General features: G+C 66.6%; 20 protein-coding genes. 3 read left to right on the top strand and 17 right to left on the bottom strand.

From position 1 onward, the window contains the following. Nucleotides 1-5 precede the first annotated feature (5 nt). From bamA to frr, 6 genes are all read right to left on the bottom strand, one after another. The gene (bamA, locus tag AC07NY_RS19960; protein ID WP_494585256.1) at nucleotides 6-2,507 is read right to left on the bottom strand and encodes an outer membrane protein assembly factor BamA; all 2,502 of its coding nucleotides are present in this window, start codon (nucleotides 2,505-2,507) and stop codon (nucleotides 6-8) included. 216 nt (nucleotides 2,508-2,723) lie between these two features. After that, the gene (gene rseP, locus AC07NY_RS19955) at nucleotides 2,724-3,872 is read right to left on the bottom strand and encodes an RIP metalloprotease RseP (RefSeq protein ID WP_494585255.1); all 1,149 of its coding nucleotides are present in this window, start codon (nucleotides 3,870-3,872) and stop codon (nucleotides 2,724-2,726) included. 134 nt (nucleotides 3,873-4,006) lie between these two features. After that, a complete protein-coding gene (gene dxr, locus AC07NY_RS19950) occupies nucleotides 4,007-5,188 on the bottom strand; it encodes a 1-deoxy-D-xylulose-5-phosphate reductoisomerase (RefSeq protein ID WP_494585254.1) in 1,182 nt (393 codons plus the stop codon). A gap of 5 nt (nucleotides 5,189-5,193) precedes the next feature. Then, entirely contained in the window at nucleotides 5,194-6,021 is an 828-nt protein-coding gene (locus tag AC07NY_RS19945; RefSeq protein WP_494585253.1) for a phosphatidate cytidylyltransferase, read from the bottom strand. Next, entirely contained in the window at nucleotides 6,018-6,776 is a 759-nt protein-coding gene (locus tag AC07NY_RS19940; protein WP_492286475.1) for an isoprenyl transferase, read from the bottom strand. Before AC07NY_RS19940 ends, AC07NY_RS19945 begins: the two co-directional genes overlap by 4 nt. 59 nt (nucleotides 6,777-6,835) lie before the next feature. Beyond that, on the bottom strand, nucleotides 6,836-7,399 hold the full coding sequence (gene frr / locus AC07NY_RS19935; protein ID WP_492286476.1) for a ribosome recycling factor: 564 nt from the start codon (nucleotides 7,397-7,399) through the stop codon (nucleotides 6,836-6,838). Between the two features lie 249 nt (nucleotides 7,400-7,648). Between frr and AC07NY_RS19930 the strand changes: the two genes are divergently transcribed. Next, nucleotides 7,649-8,062, top strand: coding sequence for a VOC family protein (locus tag AC07NY_RS19930; RefSeq protein ID WP_492286477.1), 414 nt, complete (start codon nucleotides 7,649-7,651; stop codon nucleotides 8,060-8,062). Between the two features lie 10 nt (nucleotides 8,063-8,072). On the opposite strand, the gene pyrH is transcribed toward AC07NY_RS19930, so the two are convergent. The 4 genes from pyrH to AC07NY_RS19910 form a co-directional block, all read right to left on the bottom strand. Continuing rightward, nucleotides 8,073-8,780, bottom strand: a complete 708-nt coding sequence (gene pyrH, locus AC07NY_RS19925) for a UMP kinase (RefSeq protein WP_199085617.1) — start codon at nucleotides 8,778-8,780, stop codon at nucleotides 8,073-8,075. A 174-nt stretch (nucleotides 8,781-8,954) separates the two neighbouring features. Beyond that, on the bottom strand, nucleotides 8,955-9,878 hold the full coding sequence (gene tsf / locus AC07NY_RS19920; RefSeq protein WP_494585252.1) for a translation elongation factor Ts: 924 nt from the start codon (nucleotides 9,876-9,878) through the stop codon (nucleotides 8,955-8,957). A gap of 194 nt (nucleotides 9,879-10,072) precedes the next feature. After that, nucleotides 10,073-11,065: a 30S ribosomal protein S2 gene (locus AC07NY_RS19915; RefSeq protein ID WP_492286479.1), complete on the bottom strand. Its 993-nt coding sequence runs from the start codon at nucleotides 11,063-11,065 to the stop codon at nucleotides 10,073-10,075. A gap of 251 nt (nucleotides 11,066-11,316) precedes the next feature. Continuing rightward, the gene (locus tag AC07NY_RS19910) at nucleotides 11,317-11,709 is read right to left on the bottom strand and encodes a pore-forming ESAT-6 family protein (protein ID WP_492286480.1); all 393 of its coding nucleotides are present in this window, start codon (nucleotides 11,707-11,709) and stop codon (nucleotides 11,317-11,319) included. A 137-nt stretch (nucleotides 11,710-11,846) separates the two neighbouring features. Here AC07NY_RS19910 and AC07NY_RS19905 point away from each other — a divergent pair, with 137 nt between their 5' ends. Beyond that, nucleotides 11,847-13,001, top strand: a complete 1,155-nt coding sequence (locus AC07NY_RS19905; protein ID WP_494585251.1) for a GGDEF domain-containing protein — start codon at nucleotides 11,847-11,849, stop codon at nucleotides 12,999-13,001. A gap of 15 nt (nucleotides 13,002-13,016) precedes the next feature. Here the strand turns inward: AC07NY_RS19905 and pncA are convergent, their stop codons facing one another. From pncA to AC07NY_RS19870, 7 genes are all read right to left on the bottom strand, one after another. Then, entirely contained in the window at nucleotides 13,017-13,643 is a 627-nt protein-coding gene (pncA, locus tag AC07NY_RS19900; RefSeq protein WP_494585250.1) for a bifunctional nicotinamidase/pyrazinamidase, read from the bottom strand. 10 nt (nucleotides 13,644-13,653) lie between these two features. Beyond that, entirely contained in the window at nucleotides 13,654-17,127 is a 3,474-nt protein-coding gene (gene dnaE / locus AC07NY_RS19895; protein ID WP_494585249.1) for a DNA polymerase III subunit alpha, read from the bottom strand. Between the two features lie 693 nt (nucleotides 17,128-17,820). Continuing rightward, complete coding sequence (locus AC07NY_RS19890) at nucleotides 17,821-18,507, bottom strand: ABC transporter ATP-binding protein (protein WP_492286484.1); 687 nt, start codon at nucleotides 18,505-18,507, stop codon at nucleotides 17,821-17,823. Between the two features lie 4 nt (nucleotides 18,508-18,511). Next, nucleotides 18,512-19,819, bottom strand: coding sequence for a lipoprotein-releasing ABC transporter permease subunit (locus tag AC07NY_RS19885; protein ID WP_494585248.1), 1,308 nt, complete (start codon nucleotides 19,817-19,819; stop codon nucleotides 18,512-18,514). 43 nt (nucleotides 19,820-19,862) lie between these two features. Beyond that, entirely contained in the window at nucleotides 19,863-21,194 is a 1,332-nt protein-coding gene (proS, locus tag AC07NY_RS19880) for a proline--tRNA ligase (RefSeq protein ID WP_494585246.1), read from the bottom strand. Nucleotides 21,195-21,358: 164 nt separating this feature from the next. Next, nucleotides 21,359-21,859 (bottom strand): pantetheine-phosphate adenylyltransferase, encoded by a 501-nt coding sequence (gene coaD / locus AC07NY_RS19875; RefSeq protein ID WP_494585245.1) that lies wholly within the window; start codon nucleotides 21,857-21,859, stop codon nucleotides 21,359-21,361. A 59-nt stretch (nucleotides 21,860-21,918) separates the two neighbouring features. Further along, entirely contained in the window at nucleotides 21,919-22,041 is a 123-nt protein-coding gene (locus AC07NY_RS19870; RefSeq protein ID WP_494585244.1) for a hypothetical protein, read from the bottom strand. A 156-nt stretch (nucleotides 22,042-22,197) separates the two neighbouring features. Between AC07NY_RS19870 and AC07NY_RS19865 the strand changes: the two genes are divergently transcribed. Further along, on the top strand, nucleotides 22,198-24,069 hold the full coding sequence (locus AC07NY_RS19865) for an ABC-F family ATP-binding cassette domain-containing protein (protein WP_494585243.1): 1,872 nt from the start codon (nucleotides 22,198-22,200) through the stop codon (nucleotides 24,067-24,069). Nucleotides 24,070-24,098 lie beyond the last annotated feature (29 nt).

The raw sequence follows: 24,098 nt of genomic DNA, 5'->3' as shown, positions 1-24,098 counted from the left end.
TTACGTCAGAAGCGGGTGCCGCCCGAGAACCGGAAGGCCTGGAGACGGTCGCCGCCGTACTTGCCGACGAGACCGGTCTGCGGATTGATGCCGATCTGGCCCTCGTCCTTGGTCAGGGCGTAGGCGTAGTCGAAGCGGATCGGGCCCAGCGGCGACTGCCAGAGCAAGCTGACACCCACCGACGAGCGCAGGATGTTCTTGTCGCGGATACAGCCGATGCTCGACTGCGCACCGCCGGTCACGACATTGTACTGGCGCGCCTCGGAGCCGGCCGGGCAGGCATAAGCCACCGACTTCGAGCCGCCGTCATAGTTGAACAGCGTGCCGGCATCGGCGAAGACCGCGCCGCGCAGGCCGAGGTCACGCGGCAGGCCGAAGATCGGGAACTGCACCTCGACGGTGCCGCCGAAATAGGTCGTACCGCCGACCGCGTTCGCCGTCGGGTCGTTCAGCACGTCGCGCGGACCGATGCCGGAGGGCGCGAAACCACGCACCAGCGACGGTCCGAGGAAGTAGTGATCGACCATGCGCAGATTGCCGCTGGTCGCCTGGACGTGACCGCCCTGGACGCGCAGGAAGCCGACGACATCGTCGAAAATCTCGCGGTAGTAGCGGGCATCGGCCGAGATACGCATGAACTTCGAGTCGCCGCCGAGGCCGGCGAATTCCGGCTTCAGCTCAGCCGTGAAGCCGTTGCGCGGGTTCTGGACGCTGTCGAGCGAGTTGTAGTTGAAGTTCAGGCCGACGAGCGAGGTCAGGGTCGAGCCCTGGGCCTCCTTGACCGCCACCGTCGCCTCGCCGTTGGTCACGCAGTTAAACGGGGTCGCCGCCGTGGCGCCTGTCGGCGTGATGCCCGGGATCGGGAAGGTACAGTCGTTATAGGGCCGGTTGGGCTCGTTCGGGATGTCGATCTCGGTCGTGTAGAGCGAGTAGCGCGGCGTGATCGAGAATTCTTCCGTGATCGGGAAGGTGAAGCGCACCTGACCACCCGTCACGCGGCTCTCAAAGCGGCCGGTGTTGTAGTTGTCGTTGAACTTCGAGAACAGGTCGATACCCGCAGCCACGCGATAGCCCAGAAAATAGGGCTCGGTGAACGAGAAATCGACGCCTTGCGTTCTCTCGCCGAGCGTGCCGGCGATGCGAACGAACTGGCCACGGCCGAGGAAGTTCGACTCCGACAGCGAGATTTCGCCGATGACACCGTCCGAGGTCGAGTAACCGCCGGCGATCGAGAACGAGCCGGTGGCCTTGTCCTCGACGTCGATATTGACGACCACGCGGTCCGGAGCGGAGCCCGGCTCGTTGGTGATGCGGACCTTGTTGAAGAAGCCAAGGTTGTTCAGGCGCCGCTCGGCGCGATCGACCATGACCTTGTTGTAGGCATCGCCCTCGCCGAGATCGAGCTCGCGGCGCACGACATAGTCGCGGGTACGGGTGTTGCCGCGCACGTTGATGCGCTCGACATAGACCCGCGGGCCTTCGTCGACGACATAGGTGATGCCGATCTGGCGGCCGGAAGCGTCGCGATCACCGCGCGGGCGAACCTGGGCGAAGGCATGGCCGCGGCGCGCAACTTCCGTCGTGAGCGCGACCAGCGACTTCTCGACCGCTTCGGCGTTGTAGGTATCGCCTGTCGAGGTCGCGACGTAACGCTGCAGGGCAGCGGCATCGACATCGCGCAGCGAGGAATCGACCGAGACATTGCCGACCTGGTAGCGCGGACCTTCCTGGACCTGAATATCGACGACCCAGCCACCAGCCGCCTCGTCGAAGCGAGCCGCGCTATTGGTGATCTGGAAATCGGCGTAGCCGTTCTTCAGATAGAAGCGGCGGATGAGATCCATATCGGAATTGATCTTGTCGGGATCATAGACGTCGGAGGTCTTGATCCAGCTCAGGAAGTTTGATTCCGTCGAGGTCATCAACCCGCGCAGGCGCCCGGCCGAATAAGCTTCGTTGCCGGTGAAGTTGATCGACTTGATGCCGGTCTTGCCGCTCTCGTTGATCGTGAAGACGACGTCCTGGCGGCCGTTCGGCAGCGGCGCGACACGGGCGCTGACCGAGGACAGACCGTAGCCCGACCGCTTATAGGCTTCGCGCAGGCGCTCAGCATCGGAGTCCATCAGCGCCTGGCTGATAGGGCCGCCGGCGCGCGACTGCACGACCTGGGCGAGCTGCTCGCCCTTGATCTTGCGGTTGCCTTCGAACGCGACGCGATTGACCGTGCCGCCCTGCTCCTGGACCGAGACGACGATCTGCGAGCCACGGCGGTTGACCTGCACGCTGCTGAACAGACCGGTCGCCAGCAGGCTCTCGCGAATCTCCTGCGGGTTCTCGCGGCCGACCGCGTAGGAGCGGATCGTCTCCGCATCCACGCGCCGGTTGCCGTGGACGACCACGGCCTGCGCGAAAGCCACACCACCACTCACGGCCAGCATCAAAGCCGAAAGTCCGATCGATCGAGAGAGCCGCGTCTTGGTCGTCCGGCTCTTTTGGGTCGACGTCATCGGGTCGCCTATTCCATCTCTCTGGTCACCACCCCAAACGGGGACCGCCATCAACCGATGGCAGCACGGGGACATTGCGGTTCAATCGCTTCTACAAAGTTTCCGGCAGGGTGCAAACCGCGATCGTCGTTAATAAAGTGTTTTTAGGAATCTCGTTGCCGGAGGGCCACGCAGCGTGCCGTTTTTCCGCCGCAAAGTGCGGCGCCGCGGGCGGTTTCAGAGCATCCCGCGAACGTGGACGATGTCGTTCCAGGTCACGAACAGCATCAGCATCAGCACGAGCGCAAGGCCGACCCGGAAACCGATTTCCTGCGCGCGCGGGCTCAGAGGCCGGCCACGGAGCGCCTCATAGAGATAGAACAGGAGGTGACCGCCATCGAGCATGGGAACCGGCACCAGATTCATCAGGCCGATCGAGACCGAGAGGATCGCGGCGAGATTGATCAGCCCGAGCAGCCCGCCATTCGAGGCGACGATGCCCGAGACCTGCGCGATCCGAATCGGGCCCGAGAGCTGGTCGGTGGACTCGCGCCCCGTCACCAGCTTGGCGATGTAGTCATAGGTCCGCGTCACGACGAACCAGGTCTCGACGAAGCCGGCCTTGGTGGATTCGAGCAGTCCGAATCGTTGCGTCTGCCAATCCTCCGGCCGCGGCGAGGCCTTCACGCCGATCACGCCGATGCGCTGGATGCCGAGCTGGGTCTTCATCTCGGTGAGCGCAGGCGTCACCGGCAGGGTCACCGTCCCGCCGTCACGCTCGACCTGGACCTCGAGGCGCTCGTCGGGTCGGGTCGAGACGATGCGCTGCATGTCCGAGAAGTTGGTGACCCTCTGACCGTCGATGGCGATCACGATATCGCCCGCCTTCAGGCCGGCCTTCTCTGCCGCGCTGCCCGCGACGACGGCATCGACGCGCGGGATCAGCACCTGCTTGCCGAAGAAGAAGGCCGAGCCGGCGAAGATCAGGATCGCCAGCAGGAAATTCGCGATCGGGCCGGCGGCAACGATCGCCGCCCGCTCCCCGAGGGACTGCGCCGGGAAGGAGCGCGCGCGCTCCTGCGCCGACATCCGGTTGACCGCAGCATCGTCAGGGGCGCTGGCGGCGTCGGCATCACCGGAAAACTTGACGTAGCCGCCGAGCGGAATCAGCGCGAAGCGCCAGCGCGTGCCATGCCGGTCGTTGAAGCCGAAGAGCTCGCGGCCGAAGCCGATCGAGAAGGTCTTGACGTCGACCCCGCACCAGCGGCCGACCAGGAAATGCCCGAGCTCGTGGACGAAGACGACGATGGTGAGAACGAACAGGAACGGCAGCAGATAGCCGAGCACGAATTGCCCGGCATTCCAGAGCGACGCTGCGAATTCCATGAAACTATTCCCCCAAGGGTCCTAGATCATCGCGCGTCCTGTCGGACGCGATCACGATGATCTAGCTGATTGGTGCTGCATCGGATTTGTCCGAAAAGTGGATTCCACTTTTCGGTCCGATGCAATGTCGGCCTTTAGGTGACAGTGAACCGTGCTTGCGACAAGAGCGAGGCAGCTCGCCGTCTCGAATCGTGGTCAATGGCGAGCGCCTCAGCGACATCGCCCGAAGCTTGCGATCCGCCGGGAGACGTTGCGCAGACCGCCTCCACCAGGGCCGCGATATCGGGAAAGCGGAGCCGGCCTTCGAGAAAGGCAGCGACCGCGACCTCGTTGGCGGCGTTGAGCACGGCCGGCATCGCTCCGCCTTCCCGCAAGGCGGCCGTGGCGAGCCTCAATGCCGGAAAGCGGATGAGATCGGGCCGCTCGAAACTGAGCGGCGCCGCCAGGGCGAGATCGAGGAAGCGTGGCGGCGGGGCGTCAAGGCGCCCGTCGATGCCGAGGCAATGCGCGGCCGCGACCCGCATGTCCGGCACCGCCATGCCGGCGCTGACCGAGCCGTCGCGGAAGGTCACCAGACCATGGACGAGCTGCTGGGGATGGACGAGCACGTCGAGCTGGTCCGGCTGCAGATCGAACAGGAAGCGGGCCTCGATCAGCTCCAGCCCCTTGTTCATCATGCTGGCGGAATCGATCGTGATCTTGGCGCCCATCGCATAATTCGGGTGCTTCAGCGCCTGATCGGGCGTCGCCGCGGCGATGCGCTCGGCGCTCCAGGTCCGGAACGGGCCGCCCGAGGCCGTCAATGTCATGCTGCGGACCGATGAGAGCGGCTCCGCGCCGAGCACCTGAAACAGGGCGTTGTGCTCGGAATCGAGCGGCAGCAAACGGACGCCGACCTCGGCCGCGCGCGCCATCACCGCAGCCCCGGCGCAGACCAGGCTTTCCTTGTTGGCGAGCGCGATCGTGCGCCCGGCCTGCAGCGCGGCAAAGGTCGCCTCCAGCCCCGCCGCACCGGAAATCGCGCTGACGACGATATCGGCCGGGCGGTCGACGGCTTCCAGCACGGCGGAACGCCCTGCCCCGCACGCGATCCCCGTGCCGGAGAGCGCCTGTTTCAGCGCCTCGCCGCCTGTGGCGTCGGCCAAGGCGGCGAAGGATGCGCCGGTCTCGATCGCGGTTCGGGCGAGCGCCTCAGCATCCCGGCCGCCGACAACCGTCGTGATCGACAGGCGCTCAGGATTCTCGGCGACGATGTCGCGGACCGAACGTCCGACGGAGCCGGTCGCTCCCAGAAGCGTGACGCTGCGCAGGGGCATCGCGATCAGACGTTGAGATGCAGGGCGAAGAGCGCGAAGCCGGCGAGCACCAGCACCGCCCAGTAGCCGTCGAGCCGGTCGAGGAAGCCGCCATGGCCGGGGATGAGCTTGCTCGAATCCTTGGCGTCGAAACGGCGCTTGAGGGAGGATTCGAACAGATCGCCCGCCTGGCTGACGATCGAGCCTGCGAGCGAAGCTGCGACCACAGGCCCGGCTGCCGTCACGCCTTGGAGCGCCGGCATCAAGCGCCAGACGAGGTAGCCGCCGACCATGCCGGCGACGGCGCCGCCGATCGCACCCGACCAGGTCTTCTTCGGGCTCACCGCCGGCATCAGCTTCGGCCCGCCAAGCTTGCGGCCGGTGAAATAAGCGGCGATGTCGGTAAGCCAGACGACCGCGAAGCTCCACAGGATCAGGGCGAGGCCGATCGCCGGAAGATCGCGCAAGGCCGGCGTGACCAGCGCGAAGGCCAGCGCATAGGCGACGCCGCAGAGTTCCAGCGCCAGGCGCGAGCGCACGAAGGGCGTGGCGAGCGCGCCGAGAAGGGCTGCGGCCGCCGCCGTACCCGCGAGCGCGGCTGGGCTTGCGGGGGAGTAGGTCAGTGCGAAACCGGCGACGACCACGCCGATGCCGGCGGGGATCGCATTGCCCCGCCCGACGATCGCGAGCCATTCATAGGCGACGAGCCCGGCGACGAGAATCCAGACCAGCCGGAACGGCCAGCCGCCCCAGAGCGTGACCAGCAGGATCAGCGCGCCGAGCACCAGCGCCGAGGCGACCCTGAGCCTCAGCTCGGAGTTCGCGCGTGGCGCGGAGGGTGACGGCGCATTCACGCGACGCCCACGCTGCGGTCGGAGGGCGTGGACAGTCCGCCGAAGCGGCGATCGCGCTGGCGGTACTGGGCGAGCGCGTCCTCGAAGGCGGCCCGGTCGAAATCAGGCCACATCACCGGGGCGAAGATGAACTCGGCATAGGCCGCCTGCCAGAGCAGGAAATTCGAGATGCGGGTCTCGCCCGAAGTCCGGATGACCAGCTCGGGATCGGGAATGTCGTGGGTGTCGAGCTGGCCGGCGATCGCGGCCTCGTCGATCGCGGCTGGGTCGATCCGCCCTGCCACGGCCTCCGCCGCCAGCCGGCGCGTCGCGCGGATGATCTCGTCGCGGGAGCCGTAATTGAAGGCGATCACCAGCACGAGGCCGGTATTGTCGCGCGTGCTGGCCTCGGCATGCTCGACGAGGCGGCGCAGGTCGGCCGCCAGATCGTCGCGGCTGCCGATGATCCGCACCCGGACATTGGCGGCGGAAAGCTCGGCAAGGTCCTTCTCGACGAAATGCTTGAGCAGCCCCATCAGGAAGGAGACTTCCGCATAGGGGCGGCGCCAGTTCTCGGTCGAGAAGCTGTAGAGCGTCAGATAGCGGAGGCCGAGATCGCTGGCATTGCGGACCGTGCGGCGCAGCGCCTCCAGCCCGCGGCGATGGCCCTCCTGCCGCGGCAGCCCGCGCATCTGCGCCCAGCGCCCATTGCCGTCCATGATGATGGCGACATGAGCCGGGTTGGACGGGCCTGCGTCGCGCTGACCGGATGACATGCGGATGAGCCTCGCTCGGCTTCGGCCGAAGGGGCGCGGGAGATCTCCCGCGCGGGAAATCAGACGTGCAGGATTTCCTTTTCCTTCGCCGCGAGCGCCTGGTCGATCTCGGCGATGTGCTGGTCGGTCGCCTTCTGGACGAGGTCGGAATTGCGCGCGGCGTCGTCCTTGGTCATGTCGCTGTCCTTCTCCAGCTTCTTGACCACGTCGATGCCGTCGCGGCGGACATGGCGCACGGAGATCTTGGCCTCCTCGGCATATTTATGCGCGACCTTGACCATCTCCTTGCGGCGCTGCTCGTTCAGCTCCGGAATGCGGATGCGCAGAACCTGGCCTTCCGTCTGCGGGTTGAGGCCGAGATCGGACTCGCGCACCGCCTTGTCGACGGCGTTGACCATCGAGCGGTCCCAGACCTGGACGCTGAGCAGGCGCGGCTCCGGCACGCTGACCGTTGCGAGCTGGCTCAGCGGGGTGCGGGCGCCATAGGCCTCCACCATGATCGGGTCGAGCATGTTGGCGGAGGCGCGGCCGGAGCGCAGCGAGGCGAGATCGCTCTTGAAGGACTGCACCGCACCGGCCATGCGGCGCTTGATGTCGGCGAGGTCGAACGTCGTCTGGGCCATTTCAATCGGGACCTTGCAGGTAATTCAAAATCGGCGCGACCATGGCGGCGAGGCCGCGCAGGGTCAAGATTGACATCCTCGAACAGCATTTTCCCCCGCGATGAGCAAGGGAAAAGCGTCGATGCGGGCAGCTCATGGCCGGTTGGCAGCGCGACCCGCTAGCCCGCGGCATTCCGGATGCCCATCTCATCCTAGAGACCGGCCCGCCCGTCGGCCACCACCGCCCGCACGAAACCACGGAGAAAAGACGTGCCTCGCCTGAACCGCATCGTCGAGACCGCGCTCTATGTCGACGATCTCGACCGCGCCCGCATCTTCTACGAGGACAAGCTCGGCCTCGCGCCGCTGCTCAAGACGAAGACGCTCTTCGCCTATGATGTCGGCGGATCGAACGTGCTGCTGCTGTTCCAGCGTGGTGCCTCGCTGCAGACGCAAGCCTCGGCGGGAGGCAGCATCCCGCCCCATGACGGCAGCGGGCCGCTGCACATCGCCTTTGCGATCGATGCCGATGAGCTCCCGGCCTGGGAGGCCAGGCTGGAGGAACTCGGCATCGCCGTAGAAGGGCGCATGCAATGGGAGCGCGGCAGCACGAGCCTCTATTTCCGCGATCCGGACGGGCATCTGCTCGAACTGGCGACGCCCCGCCTGTGGCAGACCTACTGAGACTGGCGCCTCAGGGCGTGACGTAGGTCGCCCGGCCCTCGCCGCGCAGGACAGCCGCCAGCATGCCGGGCTCGGCGATCGAGAAGACGACGATGGTCAGGCTCGCGTCGCGGGCGAGCGCGAAGGCGGCGGTGTCCATCACCTTGAGATCGCGCTTGATCGCATCCTCATGGGTCAGCGTGTCGTAGCGGGTCGCGGTCGGGTCCTTCTTCGGGTCGGCGCTGTAGACGCCGTCGACCTGCGTCGCCTTGAGGAGATGGCTGCAGCCAAGTTCGGCCGCGCGAAGCGCCGCGCCGGTGTCGGTGGTGAAATAGGGGTTGCCGGTGCCGCCGCCGAGGATGACGACCTTGCCATTGCTGAGATGGTCGAGCGCGCGCTTGCGGGCATAGCTCTCGCAGAGCGAGGGCATCGGCACGGCCGACATGGCGCGCGCCGGAGCGCCGGCCGCCTCGATCGCATGCTCCAGCGCCAGCGCGTTCATCACCGTGCCGAGCATGCCGATCGAATCGGCGGTGGTGCGGTCGAGACCCTTGTTCAGACCCTGGACACCGCGGAAGAAGTTGCCGCCGCCGACGACGATGCCGATTTCGACGCCCTCGCGAGAGGCATGGGCGATATCGGCGGCCAGCGCCGTCAGCGTGATGCCGTCGAGGCCGTTTCCGACAGGTCCCGCAAGGGCTTCGCCGGAGAGCTTCACGAGAACGCGTTGGGGTCTCATCGATGTCTCTCCGTCGTGTTGGGGGCCGGCCGCGATTCGACGCAGCCCTATCTTCCTACAAAAAAGGCCGCGCGATGCGCGGCCTTTCTGTCACTTGATGAGCATTTTGTCTTATCGCATTTTCTTCGCGCGAACCGGTGTCCACTTCGCTTGAAAATGCTTTGAGCGAGCTTGTCAGCCCGTGGTGCCGCCGGCGGCAGCGACCTCGGCCGCGAAGTCCTGCTCTTCCTTCTCGATGCCCTCGCCGAGCGCGAAGCGGGCAAAGCCCGTGAGCTTCACGGGAGCGCCGACCTTGCCCTCGATCTCCTTGAGGACCTGCGAGACCGACTTCGAGCCGTCATGGATATAGGCCTGCTCGAGCAGGCAATATTCCTTGGCGTAGCTCTTCAGGCCGCTCTCGGTGATCTTGGCGAGAACGTGCTCGGGCTTGCCGGCGTTCTTCTCGGCCAAGATCGCCTTCTCGCGCTCCAGCACTTCCGGGGCGACCGAGGCGAGGTCGAGCGCGACCGGGTTGGTCGCGGCGACATGCATGGCGAGCTGGCGGCCAAGCGCGGCGAGCTCATCCGACTTTCCGGTCGACTCGAGCGCGACGATGACGCCGATCTTGCCGAGGCCCTCGGTGATCGCACCGTGGACATAGGAGCCGATCACGCCCGAGGAGACCTTGAGCGAGGAAACGCGGCGCAGCGTCATGTTCTCGCCGATCGTGGCGATGGCATTGGCGATCGCGTCCTGCACCGAGCCGCCGCCCGGATAGTGATGGCCGAGCAGTGCCTCGACATCGCCGCCGCGCTCAAGCGCGACATCGGCGATGGTCTTGGCGAGCGCCTGGAACTCGGGGTTGCGCGCGACGAAGTCGGTCTCGGAGTTGACCTCGACGACGACGCCCTCGTTGCCCTGCACGGTGACGGCGACGAGGCCCTCGGCGGCGACGCGGCCGGCCTTCTTGGCGGCCTTCGACAGGCCCTTGGCGCGCAGCCAGTCGACGGCGGCTTCCATGTTGCCGTCGGTCGCCGAGAGGGCGGTCTTACAATCCATCATGCCCGCGCCGGTCTTGTCGCGGAGTTCCTTCACCATCGCGGCGGTGATCGCTGCCATCTGTCTTGTCCTTGCTGTCGGTGCGGCGCTGGCCCGGAGGCCGGCCACGGATCGGAATGATGCGGACGCCTGCATGGGGAAACGCCGACGCTCCGTTTCCGGCCGTCGGCGCGTCCTCTTAACGTTTCAAAGCCGGCGTCAATCGAGAGGCCCGATTGCGACGCGCCGATGACGCGCCGCAACCGCTAACCGAATTACGCGTCGGCGAGATCGCGAGCCTGGGCGACCCAGCCCTCGCGCTCGATCTTGCCACCGAGCTTCAGGTCGTGGTCGATCTTGGTCACATCGGCCGGGGTCATCGCAGCGATCTGCCAGAAGTGGTAGATGCCGCCGTCGTTCAGCTTCTGGACCGCGTCCGGACCCATGCCCGAGAGCTTGGTCAGGTCGTCCGGAGCGCCACGCGGGGTGGTCAGCGTCTCGAAGGCACCCGAAACGGTCTCGAGAGCCTCCTCGACGACCGGCGCCTCGGCGGCGCCGACATCGATGCCCTGGTCGCCCGAGGCGCGGCCGATGCCGTCGATCGCCGAGCGCGCAACCAGATCGCAATACAGAGCGATGGCGCGGCCGGCGTCGTCATTGGCCGGAACCGGGAAGGTGATGCCATCCGGATCGCTGTTCGAATCGATGATCGCGGCGACCGGGATGCCGAGGCGCTGAGCCTCCTTGATCGCCAGCTGCTCCTTGTTGGTGTCGATCACGAAGATCATGTCCGGCGTGCCGCCCATGTCCTTGATGCCGCCCAGAGCCTTCTCGAGCTTGTCGCGCTCACGCGACAGCATCAGGCGCTCCTTCTTGGTCAGGCCGGTGCCGCCGCCGTTGAGCAGCTCGTCGACCTTGCGCAGACGCTGGATCGAAGCCGAGATGGTCTTCCAGTTGGTCAGCATGCCGCCGAGCCAGCGGGAGTTGACATAATACTGGGCCGAACGCTTGGCGGCATCGGCGATGGCATCCTGCGCCTGGCGCTTGGTGCCGACGAAGAGGACGCGGCCGCCACGGGCGACGGTGTCAGACACGGCCTGCAGGGCGCGGTGCAGCATCGGCACCGACTGCGACAGGTCGAGGATGTGGATGTTGTTGCGGACGCCGAAGATGTACGGGGACATCTTGGGGTTCCAGCGGTGCGACTGGTGGCCGAAATGGGCGCCGGCCTCGAGGAGCTGGCGCATGGAGAAATCAGGCAGAGCCATGGTGTTCTAGTCCTTCCGGTTGAACCTCTGGAGCGCGAATGAACAGGGCATGAGCTGCCACGTCACCGGAACGCCTCGGGATAGCGAGGCGATGCACTCCATGTGGGATGGGCTGCGCCTTACAGGGGATGGCGCCGCATTGCAAGCCGCTTGGGCCGGGAAAGCCGGGAGCGCGACATGATAAGGCCCATGCGGATACCGCATGGGCCCATCCACAGGCATCCGCCGGACAAGAGCGCCGGGGGCTCGCCTTACTGCGGCAGCTTGGCGCCGATCTGCTTCACGACATCGCCGATCTGCTTGCAATAGGCGGCCGGCGTGCTGTTCGTCGCCTTGGCGATCGCCTCGATGTTCTGCTCCATGCCCATGGCCGAGATCGTGCCCTTGCGGCCGGCGGCCTCGGCCGCGTCTCCGCCGCTGACATCGGCCGGCACCGGGATCATCGCGATCAGTTTCTTCTGGACATCGGCCGCAGCCGCGTCGGTGAAGCCCTTGTCGGCGCAATAGCCGAGAATGCCGAGCTGATTGCGGGCCGCCTGATAGGCGACCTTGAGCTGGTCGGCCTGGCTCTGCGCGAAGGACGGGGCGACCGAGCCCAAAAACGCGACCGCAGAGGCGGCCATCAACGACTTGTAAAAGGTCATGGGGAATATCCTCAGGCTATCATGTTCTCAAGCATGCCACGATGCTCGCCCACCCGCCGCCACCTGCCTAGCGCGTGGAACCGGGCCGAACAACCCGGATCGCCCCGTCAGGACGGCGGTCGGAGACCGGATTCGGCGTGATCCTCGACCTGAGAACGATCTTCGTCACCGGCGCGCTGACCTGCTTCATCATCGGCGCGCTGCAATTGATGACCTTCGCCACCGGCCGCTTCACCCGCAGCCCGGTCTGGTGGGGCGTCAGCAGCCTGTGCATCGGCACCGGCCTGCTCGGCGCGGCTTTCCGCGGCACGATTCCCGACATCGTCTCGATCGAGTTCGCCAACACCATCATGCTGGCCGGCTGCCTGCTGCTGCTTTTCGGCATCCGCAATTTCGCCGGCCGCGAGCTCAACTGGTTCGGTTTCGGGGTGGTGCTCCTCGGCATCTGGACCCTGCTCGCGCTCTCGCCCGGAACAGAGGGCTATTCGACGCGCGTCATGGTCGTGGCGACGGTGATGGCGCTCTGCGATGCCGCCATCGTCCGCGAAGCCGTTCGGCTCGGCCGGCGGGAAAGGTTGCGCTCGGCCTGGCTGCTGGCCGTTCTGTTCGCGCCGACGGTGGTGATCTATGCCGGACGCATCACGCTGGCAGCGCTGGACCAGGTCGGCACGACGCTGTTCCCGACCGATTCGGGAGCGACGGGCTGGCTCGCCGCGACGGGCGTCGCCTTCGTCATCCTGAGAGGCCAGGCGTTGCTGCTGCTCGCGGCCGAGCGCAGCAACCGCATTCTGGCGACGCTCGCCCGCCGCGATCCGCTGACCGGAGCGATGAACCGCTCCGGCCTCGAACAGTGGCTGGCGCGACAGTCGCGCGGCGAGCAACGGGCCGCGCTCCTGCTCATCGACATCGATCATTTCAAGCAGCTCAACGACACGCTCGGCCACGCCGAGGGGGATCGCATCCTGCGCCTCTTCGCCACTGCCGTGCAGGAGCAGTTGCGCAGTACCGATATCCTGGCCCGGCAAGGCGGTGACGAATTCGCCATCATCCTGCCCGATGTCGGAGTCCGGGAAGCGGTGCGGGTGGCCGAGCGGCTGCGCGGCGCCTTCCGCGACAAGGTCGCCGATCTCGCCGAGATCGGGTTGCAGCCGACGCTCAGCATCGGAGTGGCCGAGGTCGAGCTCGGCGGGCGCGAGCTCGACGACCTGCTGGTCGAGGCCGATGAGGCGCTCTACCGCGCCAAGCGGCTCGGGCGCGACCGCGTCCAGGCGCAGCTCAAGCCCGCGGCCTGAAGCCGGGCTCAGGTCTCAGAGCATCAGGGTCGCGGCGCTGACACGCTTGATCCCGGCCGCCGCCATCTCGGCCCAGGCCCGGTCGAGCGAGCCGTCGAGATCGATAGCGCGGCAGGCATCCTCGACCACGATGGTCTCGAAGCCGGTGCGGGCGGCATCCTGCGCCGTCCAGCTCACGCAGAAATCCGTCGCGAGCCCAGCCACGACGACGCGCGTAAAGCCGCGCTCGCGCAGATAGCCTTCCAATCCCGTCCACGTCTGGCGATCGGCCTCGATGAAGCCGGAATAGCTGTCGATGCCCTGGCGAAAGCCCTTGCGGATCACCGCTTCGGCATGGGGCAGGTCGAGCCCGGCATGAAAGGCGGCTCCGACCGTGCCCTGCACGCAATGGTCCGGCCAGAGCACCTGCGAACCATAGGCCAGTTCGATCGTCTCGAAGGGTTTGCGGCCAGGATGGCTGGAGGCGAAGGAGGCATGGCCGGCCGGATGCCAATCCTGCGTCAGCACGACATGGCGGAAGCGGCGCCCGAGCGCGTTGACGACGGGCACGACCGCGTCGCCGTCCGGCACGGTGAGGCTGCCGCCCGGACAGAAATCGTTCTGGACGTCGACGACGAGCAGCACGGTCCGGTCGTCGGCCATTGATGCGCTCCTATTGCAGCCTGACATCGACCACGCCGGGCGCGGCCCGCACGGCATTGGCGATCTGCTGGTTGACCGGGAACTTGCCGGGCAATTCGATCTCGACCTCCTGGGCGCCGTCGTCGATGATCATGATGATCGAGACCTTGCCCTCGGCGCGCGTCGCCTCGCGCGGACGGATGCGCTCGGCGACCGAGGCCACCGCCTTGTCGTCACGCAGATAGACGACGAGGTCCTGCTTCTGGCGCGCGGCGAGCCCGTCGAGCTCCTCGGCATCCTCGATGCGCGGGCGCACCTCTTCGCCATCGAGCACCGCCGACAGGCGCAGCACGAGCGCCCTGCCCGGTTCAAGCAGATCGCGCAGCTTCATCAGCCCTTCGGAGAACAGAACGGCCTCGAACTGGCCGCTCGGATCGGACAGGTTGACGATGCCCATCTTGGAGCCGGACTTGGTGCGCCGCTCCGACTTGTCGATGACGGAAACCGCGACCTTGCCGACACCAGTGCCGTTGACCTTCACCGTCTGGGCGAAATCGGCATAGCGCTGCACGCGCAGACGCTTCAGCACATGCTCGTAATCGTCGAGCGGGTGGCCGGAGAGGAAGAAGCCGACCGCCTCGTGCTCGCGCTTGAGCTTCTCGGCCGGCGCCCAGGGCTCGACCTGCGGGATGCGGAAGGCCTCCTGCACCACACCGCCGCCGAGCAGGTCGAACTGGCCCGCAGCCGCTTCGTCGCGGGTGCGGTTGGAGAGCGCGAGCATGCCGTCGAGCGCCGCGACGGCCCGGGCGCGATCCGCCTCCAACTCGTCGAGCGCGCCCGCAGCAATGAGCGCTTCCAGCGTGCGGCGGTTGACCAGCCTTGTGTCGATCCGGCGGGCGAGATCGGCGAGGTCCCGGAACGGACCGGCGGATTGCCGCGCTGCCACCAGCGATTCCACCGCCGCCGTGCCGACGCCCTTGATCGCGCCGAGCGCGTAGAAGATCTTGCCGTCGGCAACGTCGAACTCGACGCCGGATTGGTTGATCGCCGGCCGCTCGACCTTGATGCCGAGCCGCTCGGCATCGCGGCGGAATTCCGAGAGCTTGTCGGTATTGCCCATGTCGAGCGTCATCGACGCGGCCAGGAACTCGACCGGATAGTTCGCCTTCAGATAGGCGGTCTGGAAGGCGACGATGGCATAGGCCGCCGCGTGGCTCTTGTTGAAGCCGTAATCGGCGAATTTCGCCAGCAGGTCGAAAATCTCGGAGGCGATGTCCTTCTTGATGCCGCCGTCCACGGCGCCCTTCACGAAGCGGTCGCGCTGGGCATCCATCTCCGCCTTGATCTTCTTGCCCATGGCGCGGCGCAGCAGATCGGCCTCGCCGAGCGAATAGCCAGAAAGCGCCTGCGCCACCTGCATCACCTGTTCCTGGTAGACGATGATGCCGTGGGTCTCGCGCAGATAGGGCTCCATGCCCGGATGGAGATAGGTCGGATCCTCCAGCCCGAGCTTGCGGCGGCAATAGGTCGGGATGTTGTCCATCGGGCCCGGCCGATAGAGCGCCACCAGCGCGATCAGGTCCTCGATCCGGTCGGCCTTCATCTCGACCAGCGCCTTGCGCATGCCGACCGATTCCACCTGGAACACGCCGACCGTCTCACCACGGGCCAGCATGGCGTAGGTGGTGGGGTCGTCGAAGGGCAGATCGGCGAGATCGATGTCGATGTCGCGCTGTTTGATCAGCCTCACTGCCGTGGTCAGCGTGGTCAGCGTCTTCAGCCCGAGGAAGTCGAACTTCACCAGTCCGGCCTGCTCGACCCATTTCATGTTGAACTGGGTGACGCGCATGCCGGTGCGCGCGTCGACCGAGAGCGCGACGAGCTGCTCCAGCGGCCGGTCGCCGATCACCACGCCTGCGGCGTGGGTCGAAGCATGGCGATGAAGCCCTTCCAGCTTCTGGCCAATTTCGAGCAGGCGCGCGACGATCGGCTCCTCCTCGGCGGCCTGCTGCAGCTTGGGCTCGCCCTCGATCGCATCCTTGAGCGAGATCGGCTTGGCCGGGTTCTGCGGCACGAGCTTGGTCAGCTTGTCGACCTGGCCATAGGGCATTTCGAGCACGCGGCCGACGTCGCGCAGCACGCCACGCGCCAGCAGTGTGCCGAAGGTGATGATCTGGGCGACGCGTTCCTGCCCGTAATGGTGCTTCACATACTCGATCACCTCTTCACGCCGGTTCTGGCAGAAGTCGATGTCGAAATCGGGCATCGAGACGCGGTCCGGGTTGAGGAAGCGCTCGAAGAGCAGGCCGAAGCGCAGCGGATCGACATCGGTAATGGTCAGCGCATAGGCGACGAGCGAGCCCGCGCCCGAGCCGCGGCCCGGCCCGACCGGAATGTCGTGGTTCTTCGCCCATTTGATGAAGTCCGCGACGATCAGGAAGTAACCCGGGAACTGCATCCGGGTGATGATCGAGAGCTCGAATTCGAGCCGCTTCTCGTAGGTCTCGACCGTGTAGCCCTCGGCCGGGCCGTGCTTGGCGAGACGGGCGGCAAGGCCGGCGCGGGCCTGCTCCTGCAGCTCCTCGGCCTCGTCGCGTCCCTCCTCGCCGAAGCGCGGCAGGATCGGCTTGCGGGTGGTGACGCGCCAATGACAGCGCATCGCGATCTCGACCGTGTTCGCCAGCGCTTCCGGCAGGTCGGCGAAGCGCTTCCTCATCTCGGCGCGCGAGGCGAAATAATGCTCCGGCGTGACGCGGCGGCGCGTGCCATCCGAGACGAGACGGCCCTCGGCCACGGCGAGCAGCGCGTCATGCGCGTCGAAATCGGCGGGCTTGGCGAAGAAGGGCTCGTTGGTCGCGACGACGGGTAAGTCGGAATCATAGGCGAGGCGCAGGAGATGGGCCTCCCGCGCCGCCTCGCCCTCGCCGCCATGGCGCTGGATCTCGACATAGAGCCGGTCGCCATAGATGCCGGCGAGCGTCGAAAGGCGCGAGGCGGCCTGCGGGAGCTGGCCGAGGCGCAGGGCGACATCGATCGGCCCGCCCTGCCCGCCGGTCAGCGCGATCAGCCCGCTATTGTAGGCGGCGAGGCGCTCGACCGTGGTCACCGGCTGGCCGGAGCCGCCAGTCGCCAGCGCCGCCTCGCTGACGAGCTTCATCAGGTTGCCGTAGCCGGCCTCATCCATAGCGAGCAGGACGATATGCGGCAGGCGCTGGAGCTGCGCCGGCTTGCGGCCGCCCTCGCCCTCATCGGCGAAATCGACCGAGAGCTGCACGCCGACGATCGGCTGCAGGCCTGAACCGGCGAGCTTCTCGGAGAATTCGAGGCCGCCGAAGAGATTGTCGGTGTCGGTCAGCGCCAGGGCGGGCTGGCCGTCGGCCACCGCCATCTTGGCGAGCGTCGCGATCGTCATCGCGCCTTCGAGCAGCGAATAGCTCGAATGGACATGCAGGTGGACGAAGCCGATCTCCTGGAGAACGCGCGCCTCGTCAGCTTCCCGACTCATGTCCCACTCCTGTCGCCGCGCGGGCGACTCGTCGACCCTGTCCTCAAGCGCCTCTTATGCGTCCTGGGCGGGGCCGGCGTCGAGGCCTTGCAGGCCCATCTGTGGATGGCTCCTGCCGTCCTCAGACATGCGGGCCGGAGAGGATGGCGGCCCAGAGCCAGATCATGCCGAGGAAGACGCCGAGCGAGGCGATCTCGGCAAGGCCGGCGGCGAATTTACGCGCTGCAGTCATGGGAACCTCCTGTGTTCGCGATAAGTTCAGTTTAGTTCACTATTTGTTCTCGTCAATGTCGATAGGGAAGCGGGCAGCGCGTTCCCGGCATGGAGGTTAATGAAACCCTACCAGCACTCGGATTCAGGTATCGCGATCAGTGTCGCCGCTCCAGGATTTTCCCGGCCGTCATGGTCGGGCTCGTCCCGACCATCCACGCGTTCACGGATGCAGTGCGGTATTCAAGACGTGGATGCTCGCCACAAGGGCGAGCATGACGCAGGATTGTTCTCGGCCAAAGAGCACCCTTGTCATTCCGGGGCGCGCCACAGGCGCGAACCCGGAACCCACGACTGGGTAAATACCCCAATGCCCGGTTGCAGGCGGCTCACCCGGTCGTGGGTTCCGGGTTCTTCGCTGCGCGAAGCCCCGGAATGACAAGGGTAGCGCTGGTCATGAGCGATCTAGCCGACGCAAGCCGCCTACAGCTTGACGACCAGCCCGTCGCGGATCGTGACCTGCCGGTCCATCTGGCGGGCGAGGTCGAGGTTATGCGTCGCGATCAGCGCCGCGAGTCCCGAGGCGCGCGCCAGCGCCATCAGCGTGCCGAAGACATGCTGCGCCGTCTGCGGGTCGAGATTGCCGGTCGGCTCGTCGGCCAGCAGCAGGCGCGGCCCGTTGGCGACGGCGCGGCCGATGGCGACGCGCTGCTGCTCACCGCCCGACAGTTCGCCCGGCAGATGGTCGAGCCGCTCGCCGAGGCCGAGGAAGGTCAGAAGCTCGGACGCGCGTTCCTCAGCAAGGCCCCGCGAGAGGCCGCGGATGCGCTGGGGCAGCACGACGTTCTCCAGCGCCGTGAACTCGGGCAGGAGATGGTGGAACTGGTAGACGAAGCCGATCTCGGTGCGGCGCAGCCGCGTGCGGCCCTTGTCGTCGAGCTTGGTCGTGGCGAGCCCGCCGACGAAGACCTCGCCGGAATCGGGCTTCTCCAAGAGGCCGGCGACATGCAGCAGGGTCGACTTGCCGGTACCGCTCGGCGCGACCAGGGCTACGACCTCGCCCGGCCAGAGCGCGAAATCGGCCTTGCGCAGCACTTCGAGCGGCGCGTCGCTCTGCGGGTAATAGCGCTCGACCTGGGAAAGGAAGAGCGCGGGCATTTCCTGTGCCATGTGCTCAGCCCATCCTCAGCGCTTCGACCGGATCGAGGCGCGCCGCCTTCCAGGCCGGATAGAGCGTCGCCAGCAGCGACAGGGTCAGCGCCATCAGCACCACGCTGGTGACCTCGCTCCAGTCGGTGACGGAGGGAATGTCGCTGAGGAAGCGCACGGTCGGGTCCCAGAGATTGGCCCCGGTGATCCAGTTCAGTGCCGCCATGATCGACTTGATGTTCTTGGCGAAAACAACGCCGAGGGCGAGACCCGCCAGCGTGCCGATGACGCCGATCGCCGCCCCCGTGATCAGGAAGACGCGCAGCACCGTGCCGCGCGTGCAGCCCATGGTGCGCATGATCGCGATATCGGCGGTCTTGTCCTTCACCAGCATGATCAGGCCGGAGACGATGTTGAGCGCCGCGACCAGCACGATCAGGGTCAGGATGATGAACATCACGTTGCGCTCGACTTCCAGCGCATTGAAGAAGCTTCGATTCCTCTGGCGCCAGTCGGAGAGCACGAGCGGACGCGGTGCATCGGCCTCGATGGCGTCGCGGACGGCCTGGGTCCGGTCGGGATTGTCGACGAAGATCTCGATGACGTTCACGTCGCCATCGCGGTTGAAATAGGCCTGCGCCTCGCCGAGCGGCATATAGACGAAGGTGCCGTCGAATTCGGTCATGCCGATCTCGAAGATCGCCTTGACCGGATAGGCCTTGATGCGCGGCGCCGTGCCGAAGGGCGTCGAGGCCCCTTGCGGCGAGACCAGCGTCATCATGTCATTGACCTGGATGCCCAGCGCATTGGCGAGGCGGCGGCCGATGGCGACGCCGGGCGTCCCGCCATCGAAGCCATCGAGCGTGCCGCCCTTGATGTTGCCGCCGATGAAGGGGATCGCCTTGATGTCGCTCTCGCGGATGCCGCGCACCAGCACACCGTTGTTGCCGGTCTGCGAGGACGCGAGCGCCTGCCCCTCGACCAGCGGGATGGCGAGCTTGATGCCGGGGATCTTGCTGAGCCTGGCCGCGACGCTGTCGTAATCGTCGAGCGGCCGGTCGATCGGGGTCGCGAAGATATGGCCGTTCACGCCGACGATCTTGCTCAGCAGCTCGATGCGGAAGCCGTTCATCACCGACATCACGATGATCAGCGTCGCGACGCCGAGCATGATGCCGAGGAAGGAGAAGCCGGCGATGACCGAGACGAAGCCCTCGCGGCGACGCGTGCGCAGGTAGCGCCCGGCGAGCAGCCATTCGAAACCGGCGAAGGCCTTGGTTCCGGTCGGAATCTCGCCGGTCGGGATGTCGGCGCTGTCGGCGACGGCGCTCATGCGGCAGCTCCCATCCGATGCGTCTGCATGGCGGCGCCCGCCGTCACGCCGCCCGGCCCTTGAAGCGGTCGAGCGCGGCCTCCAGCGAGACGAGTTCGCGCTCGCCGCCGGCGCGACGCTTGATCTCGACCTTGCCCTCGGCCAGCCCCTTCGGGCCGACGATGATCTGCCAGGGCACGCCGATCAGGTCGGCGGTCGCGAACTTGGCGCCCGGCCGGTCGTCGGTATCGTCGAGCACGGCGTCGTAGCCCTTGGCGAGCAGATCCTTGTAGATGCGCTCGGCCGCGCCGTCGGTCGCCGCGTCGCCGGCCTTGAGGTTGATGACCGCGATGTCGAAGGGCGCGATCTCCTCGGGCCAGACGATGCCGGCATCGTCATGGCCGGCCTCGATCAGCGCCGCGACGAGGCGGCTCGGCCCGATGCCGTAGGAGCCGCCATGCAACAGCACGGGCTGGCCGTCGGGACCGGCGACGGTCGCGCCCATCGGCTCGGAATATTTCGTGCCGAAATAGAAGATATGGCCGACCTCGATGCCGCGCGCCGAGACGCGCTTGTCTTCGGGAACCGCCTCGAAGGCGGCCTTGTCGTGCATTTCCTCGGTCGCGGCGTAGAGGCTCGTCCACTTGTCGAAGACGCCCTGCAGGCCGGCGACGCTGTCGAAATCGGTGTCGGCGGCCGGCGTCTCGAAATTCAGGTAGTCGCTGTGGCAAAAGACCTCGCTCTCGCCGGTCGAGGCGAGCACGATGAACTCGTGGCTGAGATCGCCGCCGATCGGGCCGGTATCGGCCTTCATCGGGATCGCCTTGAGGCCGAGCCGTGTGAAGGTGCGCAGATAGGCCGTGAACATGCGGTTATAGGCGTGGCGCGCCGCATCCTTGTCGAGATCGAAGGAATAGGCGTCCTTCATCAGGAACTCGCGGCCGCGCATCACGCCGAAGCGCGGGCGGACTTCGTCGCGGAACTTCCACTGGATGTGGTAGAGATTGAGCGGCAGGTCCTTGTAGGACTTGACGTAGGAGCGGACGATCTCGGTGACCATCTCCTCATTGGTCGGCCCGTACAGCATGTCGCGATCATGCCGGTCCTTGATGCGCAGCATCTCCTTGCCATAGGCGTCGTAGCGCCCGCTCTCGCGCCAGAGATCGGCCGACTGGATGGTCGGCATCAGGATCTCGACGGCGCCCGAGCGATTCTGCTCCTCGCGGACGACGTTGCTGATCTTGTTCAGCACCCGCAGGCCCAGCGGCAGCCAGGAATAGATGCCCGCCGATTGCTGGCGGATCATGCCGGCGCGCAGCATCAGCCGATGCGAGACGATCTCCGCTTCCTTGGGCGTGTCGCGCAGAAGGGGCAGGAAATAGCGGGAAAGACGCATCGGAAAACCTGTCGGAGGGCCCTGCGCGCGGAATCGCGCCGGGAGATCGGAAAGCGAGTCGGCCTCGCTGAGAGACACCATCGCTCTCGGCAAAATGCAAACCAAAATCAGCAGGAAGCGGCGGAAGATGGCGAAGTTATGTGCCTTTCGCCGGGTTCGCGCCTTCAGCCCTTGGCGAAGCGCGCCTTCAGCGCGACGAGCACCGGTGCCGGCACGAAGGGCGAGACATCGCCGCCCATCGCCGCGATCTGGCGCACCAGTGTCGCGGTTATGTAGCGCACGCCGGGCGAGGCCGGCAGGAAGACGGTCTGCACATCCGGCGCCATGGTGCCGTTCATCCCGGCCATCTGCATCTCGTAGTCGAGATCGCTGCCGTCGCGCAGGCCACGGATGATGATCGAGGCCCCTGCCCGGCGCGCCGCGTCCACCGCGAGATCGTCGAAGGTCACGACATCGAGCGCCGCGCCTTTGGCCGCGAGCAACGGCCCGGCGACGGCGCGCAGCAATTCGGCGCGGATATCGACGGAGAGCAGCGGGGTCTTGCCGGGATGGACCCCGATCGCCAGGACGAGCCTGTCGCAGAGGCCGGCGGCGGCCGCGATGACGTCGGCATGGCCGTTGGTCACGGGGTCGAAGGAGCCGGTGTAGAAAGCGATGCGTGCCATAGGGCCAGCGTTAGCGGCTGGACCGGGAGACGACAAGTCTTCTCAGGGGCTTGGCGGTCTCAGCTCAGCGGCACCAGCGCGGCGAGCGCTGCGGCGCTGCCGATGATGATCGAGACGAGAACCATGAGGGACGCCGTAGTGGAAGCGCGGCGGGAGCTGGCGAAGGACAGGCGGGTATCCATGAAGATAACCTCGGCGAATCGCGGTTGATCCGGTTCCCTTGGGTGATGGCCAGCGGGGGCCGTCCCAAGGCAAGATTTTGACGAAACGGTGACATCGGCCGCTTGTTCCGGCTTTCGATTGCCTTTTCAGGCCTCCCCGGCCTAAACGGGCGCGCCATGCTGACGATCAACGACATCACCTACCGCCTCGGCGAGCGCCTGCTGCTCGACCATACCGGCGCCGCCATCCCCGACGGCGCGCGCGTCGGCTTCGTCGGCCGCAACGGCACGGGCAAGACCACGCTGTTCAAGATCATCACCGGCGATCTCGGCACCGAGAGCGGCAATATCAGCCTGCCCAAGGGCCGGCGCATCGGCGGCGTCGCACAGGAAGCGCCGGGCGGCCCGGAGACGCTGATCGAGGTCGTGCTCGCGGCCGACACCGAGCGCACCGCCCTGATGACGGAAGCGGAGACCGCGACCGATCCGCATCGCATCGCCGAGATCGGCACGCGGCTGGCCGATATCGGCGCCCATTCCGCCCCAGCGCGTGCCGCGATGGTGCTGCACGGGCTCGGCTTCAACGAGGAGGCGCAGCAGCGCCCCTGCTCCGATTTCTCGGGCGGCTGGCGCATGCGCGTCGCGCTCGCGGCCGTGCTGTTCTCCGAGCCCGACCTGCTGCTGCTCGACGAGCCCACCAACTATCTCGATCTCGAAGGCACGCTCTGGCTCTACGACTATCTGGAGCGCTATCCGCATACGGTGATCGTCATCAGCCACGATCGCGAACTGCTCGACACCTCGGTCGATCACATCATGCATCTCGACCAGGGCAAGCTCACGCTCTATCGCGGCGGCTATTCCTCCTTCGAGAAGCAGCGCGCCGAGAAGCAGATGCAGCTCGCCCGCGCCAAGGAGAAGCAGGACGCCGAGCGCAAGCATCTCCAGTCCTTCGTCGACCGCTTCAAGGCCAAGGCGACCAAGGCCCGGCAGGCGCAGTCGCGCGTCAAGCGGCTGGAGAAGATGCAGACCATCGCCGCGATCGTCGATCGCGACGTCCAGCCCTTCGTCTTCCCCGGGCCGGAAAAGCCGCTCTCGCCGCCGATGATCGTGCTGGAAGATGCCAGCGCCGGCTATGGCGAGCGCAAGGTTTTATCGCGGCTCAACCTGTCGCTGGCGCCGGACGACCGCATTGCGCTGCTCGGCTCGAACGGCAACGGCAAGTCGACCTTCTGCAAGCTGATCGGCGGGCGGCTCGACGCTATGTCCGGCGAGATGAAGAAGTCGAGCAAGCTGGAGACGGCGTATTTCGCCCAGCACCAGCTCGACGAGCTGCGCATCGAGGACACGCCGGTCGGCCATCTGCGCGACCTGATGCCGGATGCACCCGAGGCCAAGGTCCGCTCCAAGGCGGCGCAGATCGGCTTTCCCGCGAACAAGGCGGATACCCCGGTGAAACTGCTCTCCGGCGGCGAGAAGGCGCGCCTGATGCTGGGGCTCGCGACCTTCCACGGGCCGCATCTGCTCATCCTCGACGAGCCGACCAACCATCTCGACATCGACAGCCGGACCGCGCTCGTCAACGCGATCAACGATTATCCCGGCGCCGTCATCCTCGTCAGCCACGACCGCTTCCTGATCGAGGCCTGCGCCGACCGGCTCTGGCTCGTCGGCGGCGGGACGGTGAAGAATTTCGACGGCGACATGGACGATTACCGCACCTATGTGCTGGGCGCCGCCAAGGCCGAGAAACGCGGCAAGGCGGCGCCTGAGGCCAACGCCAAACCCAAGGCCGACGAGCGCAAGGAAGCCGCGACGAAGCGCGCCGCGCAGGGGCCGCTCAGGCAGAAGCTCAACCTCGCCGAGGCGCGCATCGCCAAGCTGACGGGCCTGATCGAGAAGGTCGATGCGGCGCTCGCCAACGGCGCTTTCGCACGCGATCCCGACAAGGCTATTCAGATCTCGCGCCAGCGCGCCGAGCTGTCGGAGGCGCTGGCGGCTGCGGAAGAGGAATGGCTGCTGCTCGGTGAGGAGCTGGAGAACGCCTGAGGCGTCAGGTCTCCCGTATACGGCGCTAT

The sequence above is a fragment of the Allobosea sp. GW821-FHT09G06 genome, from assembly GCF_059416005.1.
The sequence above is the reverse complement of the archived record's forward strand: the minus strand, read 5'-3'. Positions and strand labels throughout refer to the sequence as shown.